The organism is Methylobacterium oryzihabitans, assembly GCF_004004555.2.
In the GTDB taxonomy this organism is placed as follows: domain Bacteria; phylum Pseudomonadota; class Alphaproteobacteria; order Rhizobiales; family Beijerinckiaceae; genus Methylobacterium; species Methylobacterium oryzihabitans.
In genome coordinates, this window is record NZ_SACP01000039.1 from 1 (window position 1) to 16,777 (window position 16,777).

Annotated in this window: 14 protein-coding genes; 8 read left to right on the forward strand and 6 right to left on the reverse strand. The window is 75.0% G+C overall.

The genetic code is table 11. The annotated features are described in order from the left end of the window. The 4 genes from EOE48_RS25455 to EOE48_RS25470 all read left to right on the forward strand — a co-directional run. Window positions 1–381, forward strand: a 381-nt coding sequence (locus EOE48_RS25455) for a uroporphyrinogen-III synthase (protein ID WP_187371549.1), incomplete at its 5' end; no start/stop codon positions are given. Between the two features lie 122 nt (window positions 382–503). Beyond that, on the forward strand, window positions 504–2,666 hold the full coding sequence (locus tag EOE48_RS25460; RefSeq protein WP_127733685.1) for a COG4223 family protein: 2,163 nt from the start codon (window positions 504–506) through the stop codon (window positions 2,664–2,666). Window positions 2,667–2,820: 154 nt separating this feature from the next. Next, window positions 2,821–4,410: a heme biosynthesis protein HemY gene (locus tag EOE48_RS25465; protein ID WP_127733686.1), complete on the forward strand. Its 1,590-nt coding sequence runs from the start codon at window positions 2,821–2,823 to the stop codon at window positions 4,408–4,410. 390 nt (window positions 4,411–4,800) lie between these two features. Next, window positions 4,801–6,066 carry a 2-oxo acid dehydrogenase subunit E2 gene (locus EOE48_RS25470; protein ID WP_127733687.1) on the forward strand — a complete coding sequence of 422 codons (1,266 nt, stop codon included), beginning with the start codon at window positions 4,801–4,803 and terminating at the stop codon, window positions 6,064–6,066. Between the two features lie 12 nt (window positions 6,067–6,078). On the opposite strand, the gene EOE48_RS25475 is transcribed toward EOE48_RS25470, so the two are convergent. The 5 genes from EOE48_RS25475 to EOE48_RS25495 all read right to left on the reverse strand — a co-directional run bounded on the left by EOE48_RS25475 (window position 6,079) and on the right by EOE48_RS25495 (window position 9,800). Beyond that, window positions 6,079–6,657 carry a cytochrome b gene (locus tag EOE48_RS25475; protein ID WP_127733688.1) on the reverse strand — a complete coding sequence of 193 codons (579 nt, stop codon included), beginning with the start codon at window positions 6,655–6,657 and terminating at the stop codon, window positions 6,079–6,081. Window positions 6,658–6,945: 288 nt separating this feature from the next. Continuing rightward, a complete protein-coding gene (locus EOE48_RS25480) occupies window positions 6,946–7,752 on the reverse strand; it encodes a TetR/AcrR family transcriptional regulator (RefSeq protein ID WP_127733689.1) in 807 nt (268 codons plus the stop codon). Window positions 7,753–7,846: 94 nt separating this feature from the next. Beyond that, window positions 7,847–8,614 carry a pyrroline-5-carboxylate reductase gene (gene proC, locus EOE48_RS25485; RefSeq protein WP_210249602.1) on the reverse strand — a complete coding sequence of 256 codons (768 nt, stop codon included), beginning with the start codon at window positions 8,612–8,614 and terminating at the stop codon, window positions 7,847–7,849. Between the two features lie 44 nt (window positions 8,615–8,658). Beyond that, complete coding sequence (locus EOE48_RS29645; protein ID WP_210249601.1) at window positions 8,659–9,162, reverse strand: type III secretion system chaperone family protein; 504 nt, start codon at window positions 9,160–9,162, stop codon at window positions 8,659–8,661. Between the two features lie 332 nt (window positions 9,163–9,494). After that, entirely contained in the window at window positions 9,495–9,800 is a 306-nt protein-coding gene (locus tag EOE48_RS25495; RefSeq protein WP_127733692.1) for an accessory factor UbiK family protein, read from the reverse strand. Between the two features lie 208 nt (window positions 9,801–10,008). Between EOE48_RS25495 and EOE48_RS25500 the strand changes: the two genes are divergently transcribed. Both EOE48_RS25500 and EOE48_RS25505 read left to right on the forward strand, forming a co-directional pair. Next, window positions 10,009–10,734 (forward strand): response regulator, encoded by a 726-nt coding sequence (locus EOE48_RS25500; RefSeq protein WP_127733693.1) that lies wholly within the window; start codon window positions 10,009–10,011, stop codon window positions 10,732–10,734. Between the two features lie 41 nt (window positions 10,735–10,775). Continuing rightward, window positions 10,776–12,128 carry an ATP-binding protein gene (locus tag EOE48_RS25505; RefSeq protein WP_127733694.1) on the forward strand — a complete coding sequence of 451 codons (1,353 nt, stop codon included), beginning with the start codon at window positions 10,776–10,778 and terminating at the stop codon, window positions 12,126–12,128. A 269-nt stretch (window positions 12,129–12,397) separates the two neighbouring features. Here EOE48_RS25505 and mdeB read toward each other — a convergent pair whose 3' ends face one another. Then, the gene (gene mdeB / locus EOE48_RS25510) at window positions 12,398–15,130 is read right to left on the reverse strand and encodes an alpha-ketoglutarate dehydrogenase (protein WP_127733695.1); all 2,733 of its coding nucleotides are present in this window, start codon (window positions 15,128–15,130) and stop codon (window positions 12,398–12,400) included. Between the two features lie 453 nt (window positions 15,131–15,583). Between mdeB and EOE48_RS25515 the strand changes: the two genes are divergently transcribed. Together EOE48_RS25515 and EOE48_RS25520 are read left to right on the forward strand one after the other, a co-directional pair. Continuing rightward, the gene (locus tag EOE48_RS25515; RefSeq protein ID WP_127733696.1) at window positions 15,584–16,342 is read left to right on the forward strand and encodes a lysophospholipid acyltransferase family protein; all 759 of its coding nucleotides are present in this window, start codon (window positions 15,584–15,586) and stop codon (window positions 16,340–16,342) included. 113 nt (window positions 16,343–16,455) lie between these two features. Then, complete coding sequence (locus EOE48_RS25520; RefSeq protein WP_127733697.1) at window positions 16,456–16,695, forward strand: GCG_CRPN prefix-to-repeats domain-containing protein; 240 nt, start codon at window positions 16,456–16,458, stop codon at window positions 16,693–16,695. The last annotated feature ends 82 nt before the right edge of the window (window positions 16,696–16,777 follow it).

The window sequence follows — 16,777 nt, forward strand, 5'->3', positions numbered from 1 at the left end:
CCCGCGGCGACGCTGGCGGCCGCCGGCTACCGCGTCGCGGCCTGGACCGCCTACGCGGCGCGGGCGCTGCCGGCCCTGCCGGAGGCGGTCGCCGACGCCCTGCGCGACGGGTGCCTCGATGCCGTCCTGCACTATTCCCGCCGCAGCGCCGCGGTCGCGCTCGGCCTCGCCGAGGCCGCCGGGCACGGCGCCGCCTTCGCCCGGCTGGTCCATGCCTGCCTGTCGGCGGACGTCGCCGCCCCCCTGGTCGCCGCGGGCGTGGCGTCCCATGTCGTCGCGGCAAGGCCGGAGGAGGACGCGCTTCTGGACGCGCTGTTCTCCGGCCGCCGCGGCATGTCGGTCGTCCGTCCGGTCTCGCGCACCGGCGGGCAGCGATGCTAAGGACGACGGATCAGAGCGCGGCCGGACGCCGGCGGACCCCGTCCGCCCGAGCCGCGGCACAACCGGACCGGGGGGCGGTCGCCCGACCCCCGGCCCCAACGCAGTCGTGAGGAACTTCGGCCGTGACCCCATCCGACAAGGACCCGAAGGATGCCCGCAACCGTCCCGGCGGCCGGGGCGACAACCCGGCCGACGGACCGATCATCGACCTGAAGGCGAACCGGATCGGCGAGACGCCCAAGGGAGCGACCGCCGGGCCCGCGCCGACAGGCGCCAAGGGTCCGGAGGCGGCCAAGGCGCCGGACTCCGCAACGGCCGGCAAGGGCCCCGGCGCCCCGCCGCCGAAGCCGGGCGAGACGCGGCCCGGCGACGGCAGGCCAGCCGCGGCGCCGTCCACCGGGCCGGCGGGCACGCCGCTCGGCACCACGGCCACCGCCGGAGCCGCCGCCTCGAAGCCCGGCGACAAGCCGGCCGAGCCGGGCAAGGACGCGCCGAAGCCCGCTCCGGGCACGGGCACGCCGGGCACGGCCACCCCGGCCCCGGGCGCGACCGCCGCGACCCCGCCGAAGCCGGGCGAGCCGCCCAAGCCCGCGGCCGCTTCCTCGGCCTCGTCCTCGTCGTCCATCTCCTCGACCATTGCGCCGAAGCCCGGCGTCGTGCCGCCGGCGGGGACGCCGGCCGGTGCCAAGCCCGGCGAAACCCTCAAGCCCGGCGAGGCCCTCAAGCCCGGCGTTCCGCCCACCGGTGCGACGCCCCCGGGCGGCACCGTGCCGGCCGGCGCGACCGGACCCAAGCCCGCCACGGTGCCGGCCTCCGGCCCGGCTGCCGGCAAGGCCGAACCGGGCAAGCCCGGACCGGCGAAGACCGAATCCGGCCTTCCGGCCGACCCGCCGAAGGCCGCGACCCCGGCCGCTGCCCCGGTCCGCCGCGGTCCCGGCTTCGGCTCGGTGCTGGCCGCCTCGCTGCTCGGCGGGGTCGCGGGCGCCGGCCTGCTCTACGCCGCCCTCGTCTACGGGCCGGCCTACGGCCTCAACCTGAAGGCGCTCGCCCCCGACACGACGGCGAGCGATCAGCGTCTCGCCGCCCTCGACCAGCGCCTCGCCGCGCTGGCGCCGCGCGAGAGCGTCCAGGCCCTCGACCGCCGGGTCGCCGCCGCCGAGACCGCCCTGCGGCCGCTGCCGGACGCGGTGCGCGGCGCCGAGGCCGCGGCCCAGGCCGCCTCCGAACGGGCCGCCGAGGCCCTGAAGAAGGCCGAGGCGGTGCCGGCTCCCGTGCCGGCGCCCACCCCCGCGCCGGTTCCGGCGCCCGCCCCGACGCCACCGGCTCCTGTGGCCGCCGCCCCCGCCTCGGCGGCGCTCCAGGCCCGGTTCGACGGCCTCGACAAGCGCCTCGCCGAGCTGCAGGGCCGGATCGACAATCCGGAGCTGCGCGCGAAGCTCGACGGGCTGTCCCAGGCGGTCTCGGGGCTCCAGGGCCGGGTCGCGGACGCGGCCGGGCTGGGGACCCGCCTCGACGGGCTCGACCGCGGCCTCAAGGCGTTCCAGACCGAGATCGGCAACCGCGCCAGCGCCAACCAGACGGCGATCCAGGAGACCGACAAGGCGCTCGGCCAGCGCCTCGACGGGCTGAAGCAGGCGCTCGAGGCCCAGGGCAAGGCGCAGGACCAGCGCCTCGCCGACCTCGCCAAGGACGTCTCCGGGCGGGCGGATGCCGGCGCGCTCAAGGCCGGCCTGCGGGTGGTCGCGGCCGACCGGATCGCCGGGGCGCTCGCCTTCGGCACCCCCTACGCCGACGCCCTCGCGGCGCTCAGGCAGCTCGATCCCGGGCCGGGCGCCAACCTCGCCGCCCTCGAACCCTACGCGGCGAACGGCGCGCCCACCGCGGCCCGGCTGGCGCAGGAGTTCCAGCCGGTGGCGGCGAAGATCGAGGCCGACGCCAAGGCGGCGCAGCAGCGGGCGGTGGCCGAGCGCGGCAGCTTCACCGACCGCCTGTCCAGCATGGCCGAGTCGATCGTCTCGGTGCGCAAGGTCGGCAGCCCCGCCCCCGGCGCCGGGGCGTCCGCGGCAGCCGCCCCCGAGGAGACCGGCGTGGCGCGGGTGCAGGAGGCGCTCGACCGCGGCGCGATCCCCGACGCGGTCAAGGCCTTCGACGCCCTGCCTGCGGCAAGCCGCGACGCCGCCGCCGAGTTCGGCAAGCGGCTGAAGGCCCGCGCCGCCGCCGGCGACGCCGCCCGCTCGCTGCTGGCCTCGACCTTCGGCGGCCTGACCGGCACGCCGACCCGCTGACCTGCGGAGCCTGCGGCTCCGTTCGCACCACCCCGCACGGCCGGACCGGCGGCGCTCCGTCGGCGCCCGGTCCGGCGCACCATGGATCCAGGGGCCGCTGCCCCGCCCCGCGGCCCCTGACGGGCGGGGCAGACCTTGAGGAGTTGATCGACCGATGTGGCGCGCTCTCGCCTTCCTGGCCCTTCTGGCCCTGGCCGCCTTCGGGGCGGTCTGGCTCGCCGACCGCCCCGGCGTCGTGACCGTGACCTGGGGCGGCTACGAGCTGGCGACCAGCCTCGCGGCGGCGCTGGTCGGCGTCCTGGTCCTCGCGGTGGTCCTCGGCTTCGTCTGGGCGATCGTCCGCGGCGTCCTGCACCTGCCCGAGCGGATGACCCGCGCCGGGCGCGAGCGGCGCCGGGCCCGCGGCTACGCCGCCCTGTCGCGCGGCATGGTCGCGGTCGGCTCCGGCGACCCGATCGCGGCCCGCCGCCACGCCGGCGAGGCCGAGCGCCTGCTCGGCCACGAGCCGCTGGCGCTGCTGCTCAAGGCCCAGGCGGCGCAGATCTCCGGCGACCGCGCCGGGGCCGAGCGGGCGTTCCAGCGCATGGTCGACGACCCGGAGACCCGGGTGCTCGGCCTGCGCGGCCTGTTCGTCGAGGCGCGGCGGCAGAACGACGAGGGCACCGCCCGGGCCTACGCCCTGGAGGCGGCGCGCCTCGCCCCGAGCGTGTCCTGGGCCAACGAGGCGGTGCTGGAGGCGCAATGCGCCGACCGCGACTGGGACGGCGCCCTCGACCAGCTCGCCCGCCGCACCTCCGGCGGCCTCGTCGACAAGGCCGCGGCGCGGCGCCAGCGGGCGGTGCTGCTCACCGCCAGCGCCCTCGACCGCGAGGCCGGCGACCCGGAGCGAGCCCTCGCCCAGGCCCGCGAGGCGACGAAGCTCGCCCCCGAACTGGTGCCGGCGGCGGCGGTGGCCGGCCGCCTGCTCGCCCGCCGCGGCGACCTCAAGCGCGGCGCCCGCGTGGTCGAGGCGGCGTGGCGCGCCAACCCGCATCCCGACCTCGCCAAGGTCTATCTCGAATTGCGGACGGGTGATTCGAGCCGCGACCGCCTCGCCCGGGCCGAGACCCTCGCGCGGCTGTCGTCGTGGCACCCGGAATCGCGCTTCGCCATCGCCCGGGCCGCCCTGGAGGCGCGGGAATTCGGCCGCGCCCGCGACGTGCTGGCGCCGCTCCTCACCGACGGCCCGACACGGCGCGTCTACCGGCTGATGGCCGAGATCGAGGAGGCCGAGAACGGCCGCGGCAGCGTCCGCGCCCGCGAGTGGCAGTCGCGCGCCGCCAACGCCCAGCGCGATCCGGCCTGGTGCGCCGACGGCTTCGTCTCGGAGCGCTGGGCGCCGGTCTCGCCGGTCTCGGGCCGGCTCGACGCCTTCGTGTGGCAGACCCCGCCCGAACTCCTCGCCGCGGTTCCCGGCGACGACCACGACCACGACCCGGAGCCCGCCGCGCCGGAGGTTCTCGGGGCACCGGCCAAGCCGCTGCCGCCGGCGGCTCCCGCCGCTCCCGCACCGGCTCCGGCGCCTGCGCCCGCCGCGGCGAGCGTGCCTCCGGCTGCGGCCCCGCTGGCGAACGGCAAGGACACGGCCGGTCCGAAGCCCGCGACCGCCGGCACCGCGCCGATCCAGCCGGCCTCGCCGACCCCGGTCGTGCTGCCGCATCCGAAGAAGCCGGATGAGACGGCGCCCGCCCGCAAGGCGGTGTGAGCCGGACGGTGCCGGCCGAACCCTCCTCCCTCTGCGGGGGAGGGTGCCCGGCGGAGGCCGGGCGGGAGAGGGGAACGCGACGTTTCAGAACGTAGCGCTCTTCATCAAGGCCGCGACCTTCCGGAAGCGTGGCGCCCCTCTCGGCGGGACTACGTCCCGCTGCGATCGCCTCGCTCGCCACCCTCCCCCGCAGAGGGGGGAGGGTCGGCCGCGGCGCGTAGGACGGCCTGCTTCAAAAAACTGATGACACCCGCGACCGGCCGCGCAACGGGCCGGCGCTCCGGGGAAGGACAGCGCCCCCGTCCCGATCGCCCTTCGCGGATCGGGCGGCTCCCGCGGCGCGGCCTCGTCCCCGACCCGACCCCGCGACGCGAACGAGAGCCGGTTCCCATGACCTCCCGCCTCCAGGTGGCCCTGCCCGACATCGGCGACTTCAAGGACGTCCCGGTGATCGAACTCCTGGCGAAGCCCGGCGACCGGATCGCCGTCGACGACCTGCTCGTCAGCATCGAATCGGACAAGGCGACGATGGAGGTGCCCTCGCCGGTCGCCGGAATCGTCGCCGAGTGGCTGGTCGCGGTCGGCGATCGGGTGTCGACCGGCACGCCGATCGTGACCGTCGACGTGACCGGCGAGGCGCCCGGGCCGGTCCCCGCCGCCCCGCCCGCCCCCGAGCCGCCGATTCCGGTGCCCGCCCCGGCCACGCCGCCCGCCGCTGCCCCGCCGGTGCCGGGCACCGGCGGCGAGGTCCACGCCTCGCCCTCGGTCCGCGCCTATGCCCGGGAACTCGGCGTCGCCCTCGACGCGGTCCGGCCCAGCGGTCCGGCCGGACGGGTGCTGCGCGAGGACGTGCAGGCCTTCGTGCGCGGCGCCTTCGACGCACCGCCTACACCCCAGCCGGCATCGCCCGCTCCGGCGGCGCCGGTCCCGCCCGCACCCGCGGCCCCGACGCCCGACCCGGCGCGGTTCGGGCCGGTGCGGCGCGAGTCGCTGTCGCGCATCCAGCAGATCTCCGGCGCCGTGCTGGCGCGCAACTGGGCCCAGATCCCGCACGTCACCAACTTCGACCACGCCGACGTCACCGAGACCGAGGCGCTCCGGGTCGCCCTCAACGGCGACGCCCGGCCGGGGGCGGCCAAGATCACGATGGTCGCCTTCCTCATCAAGGCGTCGGCGGTGGCGCTGCGGGCCTTCCCGCGCTTCAACGCCGTTCTCGACGGCGCCGACCTGATCCTGCGCGAGTACGTCCATGTCGGCTTCGCCGCCGACACGCCGCGCGGGCTGCTGGTGCCGGTGGTGCGCGACGCCGACCGCAAGGGGCTCGGCCAGATCGCCGACGAGATGGCGGTTCTGGCGGAGAAGGCCCGCGCCGGGACGCTGGCGCCGGCCGAGATGCAGGGCGGGAGCTTTTCGGTGTCGTCGCTCGGCGGCATCGGCGGCGACGGCTTCACGCCGATCATCAACGCGCCCGAGGTGGCGATCCTCGGCGCCGCCCGCTCCCGGATCGAGCCGGTCTGGGACGGGGCGCTGTTCCAGCCGCGGCTGATCCTGCCGCTCAGCCTGTCGTGGGACCACCGGGTGGTCGACGGCGCCGCCGCCGCCCGCTTCCTGCGCCACCTCGCGACGGTGCTGGAGGACGTGCGGCGGGCGGCCTGACCGGCGCCCCGGCTACACGTCCTGGCGCGGCAGCATCCGCCCGAGCAGGCCGTCGCGGCGGATCGCGACGTGCCAGGCGGTGGCCAGCACGTGCAGAGCGACCAGGGCGTAGACCGCGAACTGGCCGGCGAGATGGATCTGCCGCGCGACGCTCGACAGCGCCTCGTCCTTCGGCAGTGCCGGGATCGGGAAGAGGTAGAAGTACTGGGTCACGTTGCCGGCCGCCGCCGACAGCAGGTAGCCGCTGACCGGCATCGCGAGGAAGATCGCGTAGAGCAGCCAGTGGTTGATGCGGCCGAGCACGGTGAGGGTGCGCGGCACGTAGACCTCGGGCGGGGCCGGGTTGAAGGCCCGCCACAGGATGCGGACGGCGACGATCGCGAAGATCGTGATGCCGACCGACTTGTGCATCGTGAAGACGTAGCCCTTCCAGGCCGAGTCCCGCGGCAGGCTGACCGCCACCCAGGCGAGGGGCAGCACCGCCAGGACGAGGAGGGCGGTGAGCCAGTGCAGCACCTGCGCCGTCGCGGTGTAGCGCGGCTGGTCGGCCAGGGACGGCGCCAGGGGCGGGCGCTGCGGCATGTCGAGCATCTGGGGAACCTTCCCGGGAGAACGGGCGGAACCCGATCCCGCCATCCTCCAAATCTAGGATGATTCCGATGAAAAGGGAGCCTGCGGCCCGGGCCGCAGGGGTGCCGGGGCGAAACCGCCCCCGCTTTCCACCGGCTCCGCGTCATACGATTTCGATTGATCGCTCGGCGCTCCCTGCGGGATCGCTGTCGCGATGCGAAAATCGGCTTCGCTCATGCGTGTGGAGCCTCCGGCTCCACCGCGCGGGCTCGCGAGTCGTTTTCCGGAAGGAATCTTCCGGAAAACGACTCAGATCGCGGCGGCCGGATCGCGGTCCTGCTCGTCCTCGGGGTCGCGCCGGCGTGGATTGCGGCGGCGTTCCATCAGGGTGCGGCCGAGCGCCCGGAACGGCGCGGTGAACCGGCGCACGTCGTCGGCCCGCTCCATGAACCGCTCGCCGTTGCGGATCTCGCGGTCGAGCCGCGCCATGGTGCGGGCGAGCGACGGGTCGTCGTCGTCGAGCCACGTCTCCATCGTGCGGGCGAAGGCGATCACCGTGCCCTGGAGCTTGAGCCCGCCGAGCGGTCCCTCGGTGGCGATGCCGGCGGAGGCGAGCATGAAGCGCTGCGAGTTGAGCGCGACGCCGTTGAGCGCCGCGAGGGCGAGCGGGTCGCCGCGCAGGGCGAACGCGATCCGCCGCAGGGCCGGCTTGTAGGGCGTCATCGCGTCGAGGCGGCGCATCAGCACGTCGAACAGCCGCTCCCGCGGCGGCTCGTCGGCGAGGTCGTCGCTCGATTCGGCCAGCACCTTGGCGTCGATCATGCGGGCGAAGCCGCCGAGCACCGCACCCTTCGACGGGAAGGCGTCGCGGAACTCGGCGAGGCTCACCCCGGCCTCGCGGGCGATGTCGGTGATCTCGATGTCGCTCCACGGCTGCTCGGCGGCGAGCCGCATCAGCGCCTCGACGATCGCCTCCCGGGGCGGGCGGCCCGTCTTCGAGTTGGACGAGTCCGTCTTGGCCGAGTTCGTCTTGGCCGGGTCCGCCTTGGCCGAACCCGACTTGGAGGAGTTCGAGTCGGGAACCGGGTCCGGCGTCGTCTCGGGTGTCGTCACCATGGGGCTGCCTCCGCTGGCTTCAGGCCGTCCGTCATGCCGGTCATGTAGGCAGGGGAGGGCGGAACCGGCAGGGGGCGGGACGAAAGGACCCGCTTTAGCCCGCGAGTTCCCGCGCCCGGCGCTGCGCCGCCGCCACCGCCTCGCGCATCAGGGGGGCAAGGCCGTCGCCGGCCATCAGCACGCCGAGCGCCGCCGCGGTGGTGCCGCCGGGGGAGGTCACGTTCCGGCGCAGCTCCGCCGCCTCGGCCGCGCTGCGGCCCAGCAGTTCGCCCGCCCCCGCGACGGTCTGCCGGGCGAGGCGCGCGGCGGTCTCCGGGGGCAGGCCCGCGGCGACGCCCGCCTCGGCCAGGGTCTCGGCGAGGAGGAACACGTAGGCCGGGCCGGAGCCCGACACGGCCGTCACGGCGTCGATCAGCCCCTCGTCGACGACCCATTCGACGAGGCCGTTGGCCGAGAGCAGCGCGTCGGCGGTGCGGCGCTGGTCCGCGCTCACCTCCGGGCTCGCGACCGCCCCGGTGGCGCCGCGGCCGATGCTCGCCGGCAGGTTCGGCATCGCCCGCACCACCGCCCGCGCCCGCGGCAGGCGGCCCTTCAGGTCGGCGATGGTCTTGCCGGCCAGGACCGAGACCACGAGGGTGCCGGGCCCGGCGAGCGGCGCCACCGCGCCGGCGGCGGCGTCGAGGCCCTGCGGCTTGACCGCGAGCACCACGGCGTCGGGCTCGCCCGCGCCGGCGGGGTCGAGCCTCACGCCGCGCGCGGCCCAGGCCTCCGCGGCCTCGGGCGGGAGGCCCGGATCGATCACGGTGACGCGGGCGGGCTCCAGCCCGGCGGCGAGCCAGCCGTCGAGCATCGCCCCGCCCATCTTGCCGGCCCCGACCAGGACGAGGGAGGCGGGCAGGGCGGGGCTCACGCCTCGCCCTCGGTCTCGAACAGCACCGCGTCGAGGGATTCGCGGGCCGACTTGCCGGCCCAGATCACGAACTGGAACGCCTGGAAGTAGCGCTCGCAGGCCTCGACGGCGGATTTGAGCATCATCTCGCACTGGCGCTGGGTCGGCTCGGCGCCGCCGGTGAGCAGCAGGGCGTGGCGGAACATCACCACGTCCTCGCTGTTCCACAGGTCGAAATGCCCGATCCAGAGCTGCTCGTTGATGAGCGAGAGCAGCCGCAGCACCTCGTTGCGCCGGCGCTCCGGCACCCGCAGGTCGAAGGCCGAGGCGACGTGCAGCGCCTCCATGTCGCCGATCCAGGTATAGGCGACGTGGTACTCGGCCCACTGGCCGGCCACGCTGATCGACATCTCGTCCGCCTCGGCGCGGTCGAAGGCCCAGTCCTGCCCCGAGGCGAGCCGTTCGACGACGTCGAGCGGATGCTCGGCACGGTCCGGATCGTCGATCTGAAGAGGGTTCATGGCGGTCCAAACTTGGCTCGTCCGGGCAGGAGAGCGATGCGTCATGCGGCGATGAGCCGTGCCGGTCTCGGGCCGATCGAAATCTTCGCACCTCGTGCGCGGATCAGCGACAAGCTTAAGCCTACGACGTCTCTCCACGAGCGGGGGGCGAATCAGGGCGTGACCCACTATAGCCCGGGCGACTCCGCCGGCTCAAAGCGGAAACCCCGGCCCGGCACCGCGGGAGGGGGGTCTATCCACCGAAGCTTCCTGTGCATGGCCGGCCCGCCTCCGGGACGTCGACGGAACGTCCGTGCGGGATCCCGCGCGGGGTCGGGATTCCCGCGTCCGGGTCAGGCGCCGGCGGTGGTGCCCCGGGCCCGGGTCGGCTTGGTGTCCGGCTTGACATCCACCTTGCCGCCGGCCGCCTCCAGGGCCGCGACCCGGGCCGCCAGGGCCTCGTTCTGGGTGCGCAGGGCGGAGACGAGGTCGCGCAGCACGTCGACCTCCTCGCGGGTCGCCACGTCGAGGTCGCGCAGCACGCGCTCCATCTGGGCCCGGACCATCGTCTCGGCCTCGCGGCGCACCCCCTGGGCGGCCCCGGCGGCGTCGGTCATCAGGCGGGCGAAGTCGTCGAACAGCCGGTTCTGGCTCTGCATGGCGGGTCTCCAGGGTGGCGGGCGGATGCCCGGTGCGGGCTCTACGGCCCGCGCTCGCCGCCCACGGGTAACCCGCCCGGCCGCCGCGATCCAGCCGGGGCCTTCCGCGGCAGCAACAACCGGAATCACTTTCGCGCCTTCAAGCGGCGGCGCGGCTGCGGCATAGTCCCGGCCCGGACACCCCTCCGCCCGGCAGCCCGCGCAACCCATGACGGCCAGCCCCCACATCCTCGTCGTCGAGGACGACCGGGAGATCAGCACCCTCGTCGCGCGCTACCTGCGCGGCAACGACCTGCGGGTGTCGCAGGCCGGCGACGGGCGCGAGATGGACCGGGTGCTCGCCGACGCGCGGGTCGACCTCATCGTCCTCGACCTGATGCTGCCCGGCGAGGACGGGCTGAGCATCTGCCGCCGGCTGCGGGCGATCTCGTCGGTGCCGATCCTGATGCTCACCGCCAAGGGCGAGGAGGTCGACCGCATCGTCGGGCTGGAGATCGGCGCGGACGACTACCTCGCCAAGCCGTTCAACCCGCGCGAGCTGCTCGCCCGCATCCGGGCGATCCTGCGCCGGGGCGGCGGCCCGGCCGGGCTCGACGACGGCGTGCGGCGCTTCGGCTTCTGCGGCTTCGTGCTCGATTCCGGCCTGCGCCAGCTCCTCGACCCGGACGGGGCCCAGGTCTCCCTCACCGGCGCCGAGTTCGACCTGCTGCACGCGCTGTGCCTGCGCCCGGGCCGGGTCCTGTCCCGCGACCAGCTCCTCGACCTGACCCAGGGGCGGGCGCCGGGCCCGTTCGAGCGCAGCATCGACGTGCTCGTCAGCCGCATCCGCCAGAAGATCGAGCGCGATCCGCGCAACCCAGAGATGATCAAGACGATCCGCTCGGGCGGCTACCTGTTCACGCCGGCGGTCACCGCCGGCCTCGCCGAGGCGTGAGAGAGGCCGCGCCTCCGGGTCCGGGATCCGGCGCGACCGCCTTGCGCCGGCTGCTGCCGCGGCGCATCGCCGGGCAGATCACCGTCCTGGTCGTGGCCTCGATCGTCGTCGCCCACCTGCTGCTGTGGGTGCCGTTCCTGCTGCTGCGGCCGGATGCCCGCGCCCTCGACGAGCGCCCGGGCGCGCCCGGCAACCGCCTCGTCGCCCTCGTCCACGTCATCGCGGCGGCGCCGGCGGACCAGCGCCCGCTCCTCGTCGCGGCGGCCCAGCGCGGGGTCGCGGCGGTCGACCTCGCGCTGCTGGCGCACGACGTGCCGCCGCCGGAGCCGACCCCCTCGCCGTGGCCGCCGGAGCCCCCGGAGGTCGCCGAGATCCGCGCCGCCCTCGGCGACGGCTACACCGTCGAGGCCGAGCCCGGCGAGCCGCCGCCGGCGCCGATGCGGCTGCGCATCGTCGGTCCCGACGACCTGCGCGTGGAGGCGCAGTTGCCGCCGCCCCGCCACCGCCGCCCGCCGATCACCGGCTTCGTGCTGAGCACCCTGGCGTTTCTCGCGCTCTCGCTGGCGCTGCTCTCGGTCTGGGCCGCCCGCGCCCTCACCGCGCCGCTCGGCCGGCTCGCCCACGCCGCCGAGGCGTTCGGGCGCGAGGCCGATCCCGCGCCGCTGCCGGAATCCGGCCCCGAGGAGGTTCTGGCGGCCTCGCGGGCGCTCGGGCGGATGCGGGCCCGGGTCAGCCGCCTCCTCGACGACCGCACCCACATGCTGGCGGCGATCAGCCACGACCTGCGCACGCCGATCACCCGCCTGCGCCTGCGGGCCGAGTTCCTGGAGGACGAGGTGCTGCGCGGTCAGATCCTGGCCGACCTCGCCCAGATGAACGCCCTGGTCGATGCCGCCCTGTCCTTCGTGCGCGACGGCGGGCCGCGCACCAGCTCGGCGCTCGTCGACCTCGCCTCGCTGGTCCAGACGGTGTGCGACGGCTTCTCGGACATCGGCCAGGACGTGCGCGCCGAGGACCTGCATCCGGCCCTGACCCGGGGCTCGGCCGAGGCGCTGCAGCGGGCGCTCATCAACCTCGTCGACAACGCGGTGAAGTATGGCAGCGGCGCGGTGGTGCGCCTCGCCCCGGCGCGGGAGGGCGAGGTCGCGGTCGAGGTGCTCGACGAGGGGCCGGGCATCCCGGAGGAGGAGCGCGCCGCGATGCTCCGGCCCTTCGTGCGCGGCGACCGCGCCCGTACCCTCGGCGGCACCGGCGGCTTCGGCCTCGGACTGGCGATCGCTCACGCCATCGCCGAGGCCCATGGCGGCCGGCTGGTGCTGGAGAACCGCACGCCGCGGGGGCTGCGGGCGCTGCTGCGGCTGCCTGCCGTGGCGCCGGCGCCCCGCGGGGGGTGAGGCGGAGGCCGGGCGCTACCGCCAGACCCTCCCCCCTCCGCGGGGGAGAGTGCCCGGCGGAGGCCGGGCGGGCCGGGACGAAGTCCCGCAAGAGGGGACCGCGACGGTTCAGGATGAGGTAGGTTTCATGACGGTCGCGATCTCTCCGGAGCCTTGGTTCCCCTCTCGGCGGGACTTCGTCCCGCTGCGCTCACTCCGTTCGCCACCGTCCCCCGCAGAGGGGGGAGGGTTCGCGCCGAGCGCGCAGCGAGATGCCCCGGCCCCGCCCCTCACACCGTCCACGGCGCCGGGGCGTCGGTGCGCAGGCCGTAGCGGGCCACCGCCTCGCCGACCCGGTGGCGCTCGATCGTGCCGGTCTCGGCGAGCGCCGCGAGGGCCGCGACCACGACGTGGTGGCGCGAGACCTCGAAGAACGCCCGGAGGGCGCTCCGGGTGTCGCTGCGGCCGAAGCCGTCGGTGCCGAGCGCCACGAACCGCGCCGGCACGTAGGACGCGATGAGCTGCGGGTAGGCGCGGACGTAGTCGGTCGCGGCGACCACCGGGGCCGGGCCGGCCAGCGCCTCGGCGACGAGGCTGCGCCGGGGCGACGCCTCGAACATCGCCGCGCGCTCGGCCTCGCGGGCGTCGCGGGCGAGTTCGCTGAAGCTCGTGACGCTGTGGACCTCGGAGGCGAGGCCCCAGTCCGAGGCGAGCAGCCCCGCCGCCGCGATCACCTCGGGCAGGATCGCCCCGGAGCCGAGCAGCCGCACCGCCGCCTCGCCCTCGCCGTAGCCGGAAAAGCGGTACATCCCGCGGATGATGCTGTCCCGCGCGCCCTCCGGCATCGAGGGCTGGGCGTAGTTCTCGTTCATCGCCGTGACGTAGTAGAACTCGTCCCGGTCCTCCTCCATCATCGCCCGGGCGCCGTGGTCGAGGATCACCGCCATCTCGTAGGCGAAGGCCGGGTCGTAGGCGCGGCAGTTCGGGATCGTCGAGGCGACGAGGTGGCTCGACCCGTCCTGGTGCTGGAGGCCCTCGCCGCCGAGGGTGGTGCGGCCCGCCGTGGCGCCGATGAGGAAGCCGCGCGCCCGCTGGTCGGCCGCCGCCCAGATCAGGTCGCCGACCCGCTGGAAGCCGAACATCGAGTAGTAGATGTAGACCGGCAGCATCGCCAGCCCGTGGACGCTGTAGGCGGTCGCCGCCGCGACCCAGGACGACAGCGCGCCGGCTTCCGTGATGCCCTCCTCGAGCAACTGCCCGTCGCGGGCCTCCTTGTAGTACAGCATCGAGCCGGCATCCTCGGGCTCGTAGAGCTGGCCGACCGGCGAGTAGATGCCGACCTGCCGAAACAGGTTGGCCATGCCGAAGGTGCGGGCCTCGTCGGCGACGATCGGCACGATCCGCGGGCCGAGCTCGCGGTTCTTGAGCAGCGCGCCGAGCACCCGGACCGCCGCGGTCGTGGTCGACATCTCCTTGCCGGCGGCGTCGAGCGCGAAGCCGGCATAGCTCTCCAGCGCCGGCACCGGGACGTGGGGGGCGGTGCGCCGGCGCCGCGGTAGCGGACCGCCTAGCGCCTCGCGCCGCTCGCGCAGGTAGCGCAGCTCGCGGCTGTCCTCGGCCGGCCGGTAGAAGTCCAGCGCCTCGACCTGCCCGTCCGTCAGCGGCAGGGCGAAACGATCGCGGAACGCCTTGAGGGCGTCGAGGTCGAGCTTCTTGGCCTGGTGGGCGGTCATGCGCGACTCGCCGGCGCCGCCCATGCCGTAGCCCTTCTTGGTCTTGGCCAGGATCACGGTCGGGCGGCCCTTGGTCGCCTTGGCCGCCGCGAAGGCCGCGTAGAGCTTGCGGAAGTCGTGCCCGCCGCGCTTGAGCCGGTCGACCTCGACGTCGGACATGTGGGCGACCAGCGCCTTGACCTCGTCGTCCTCGCCGAAGAAGTGGGCGAGGTTGTAGGCGCCGTCCTTGGCGCCGAGGGTCTGGTACTTGCCGTCGACGGTGGCGGCGAAGCGGCGCAGCAGGGAGTGGTTGGTGTCGCGGGCGAAGATCGCGTCCCACTCCGAGCCCCACAGCACCTTGACGACGTTCCAGCCGGCGCCGCGGAAGACGCTCTCGAGTTCCTGGATGATCTGGCCGTTGCCGCGCACCGGCCCGTCGAGGCGCTGGAGGTTGCAGTTGATGACGAAGGTGAGGTTGTCGAGTTTCTCCCGCGCCGCCAGCGTCAGGGCGCCGACCGATTCCGGCTCGTCCATCTCGCCGTCGCCGAACACGCCCCAGACGTGGCGCCCGGCGGTGTCGGCGAGCCCGCGGTCGTCGAGGTAGCGCATGAAGCGCGCCTGATAGATCGCGTTGATCGGCCCGATCCCCATCGAGCCGGTCGGCACCTGCCAGAAGTCGGGCATCAGCCACGGATGCGGGTAGGAGCACAGGCCCTCGCCGGCGATCTCCTGGCGGTAGTGCTTCAGGTTGGTCTCGGACAGCCGCCCTTCGAGGAAGGCGCGGGCGTAGACACCGGGCGCCGAATGCGGCTGGAAGAACACGAGGTCGCCGTTGCCGCTCTCGCCGCCGCCCTGGAAGAAGTGGTTGAACCCGACCTCGAACAGCTCCGCCGCCGAGGCGTAGCTGGCGACGTGGCCGCCGAGCTCGCCGTAGGCCATGTTGGCCCGCACCACCATCGCCAGCGCGTTCCAGCGCATGATCGAGGTCAGGCGCTCCTCGGTGTCGAGGTCGCCCGGATAGGGCGGCTGCTTCTCCAGCGGGATGCTGTTGCGGTAGGGCGAGTAGGGCGGCGCCTCGTCGACGACGCCGATCTCCTTGGCCTTCCGGTCGAGCTGGTCGAGCAGGAAGCGGGCGCGGGCGGCGCCGGACTGGCGCAGCACCGATTCGAGCGAGGCGAGCCAGTCGGCGGTCTCGACCGGGTCGGGATCGGCGATCCCGCGCGGGCCCGTCACCGGCCGGTTGGCGTTGGCCGGCACCGGGCCGCCGGCCTCCGGCTGCGAACCGGGATTGGGCTTGGCGCTCGCGGTCATCGGTCGGTCCTCCCAGGTCGTCGGCGCGCCTGCGGCGCGCGGTCGTTGCCTCCATCTGCCGCCAACCGGGCCGGTCGCGCAATCCGCGCCCGCGCCGCCCCGCCCCGGCGGCGGAACATGCCGCAGGCCCAGGGTGATCGCTTAAAAGCGATTGCCCTGGGCTTTTTGCTCGGCCTCAAGCGCCGGCGTTCGCATTCGCTCACTTGGCTTTCGCTCCGCTCTGCGTTCGAGCGGACATGCGTCCTCTCGAACCCGCTCCGCGGGGTGCTCTTCGCACCCGCCATCGAGCGTCGCCCTGCGGGCGCCCGCAGGGCAATCGCTCCAGAGCGATTGCCCTGGCCGCAAGCTGCCCCGCAGTGGCCGCCGCCGGCCCGCCGCGCTATGGGACGGGCCGCCACCACGGCTTTACGGCCCCGCCCGCGCCGGCGCGGGGGCCGCGCCCCAGGGACCGTCATGCTTCTCGTCCGCTCGCTCCTGTTCAACCTCGCCTTCTACCTCATGACCGCCGCGATCATGATCGCCGGCCTGCCGACCCTGGCGAGCCGCCGCGGCGTGCTGTGGACGGCGCGGACCTGGGCGCGGGCGACCCTGGTGCTGCTGCGGGCGATCTGCGGCATCCGGGTCGAGTTCCGCGGGCTCGCGCACATCCCGCCGGGCGGCGTCCTGGTGGCGGCCAAGCACCAGTCGGCGCTGGAGACGATCGCGCTCGTCGCGGTACTCGACAACTTCGCCTACATCCTCAAGCGCGAGTTGCTGTGGCTGCCGCTGTTCGGCTGGTTCCTCAGCCGCAGCGAGATGGTGGCGATCGACCGCTCCAAGGGCTCGCGGGCGCTGGTGCTGATGAACGAGGAGGCGGCGCGGGCGATGCGCGACGGCCGCCGCCTCATCATCTTCCCGGAGGGCACCCGCCGCCCGGCCGGCGCCGCCCCGGCCTACAAGTTCGGCGTCGCCCATCTCTACGACCGGCTCGGGGTGCCGTGCCTGCCGGTCGCCCTCAACACCGGCCTGTTCTGGCCGCGCAACCGGCTGGCGCGCCATCCCGGCACCGCAATCATCGAGTTCCTGCCGCCGATCCCGCCGGGCCTGCCGCGGGCGGCCTTCTTCCAGGAGGTGCAGGACCGGATCGAGGCCGCCTCCGACGCCCTGCTGCCGCCGGGCTTCCCGCGGCCGGCGCCGCAGGGGGCCGCCCGCGGGCCGGCGACCGCCGGATGAGCGTCGGCTGACCGCCGGATGAACTCTCGGTAATCCCGCAACGATCTGATTTTCCTGCGCGTTTTCCCTGCATCCACGATGGCGTGGTGTCCACAGGGACGTGGGAGACGACAATGCGCTGGAAGATGGCAGGAGCCGCGATCCTCGCGCTCGGTACACTCGTCGGCACCGGAACCATGGCGGAGGCCCGCGACGGCTGCGGCCCGGGCTTCCACCAGGGCGTCTACGGCGCCTGCCGACCCAATCTCGGCGGGCCGGCCTTCTTCGGCGGTCCGGTCTTCCGGCCCGTCGCGTGGCACTGGCATCGCCACTATACCTGGCACACGCACTGGCACTGGCACCGTTTCGGGTAGCGGGTGATCGGCGGGCGGGCCGACGCACGATTTCGAGCCGTCGGGGGACCGATTTCCGCCCCCGCGAAACCCTCCCGCCCCT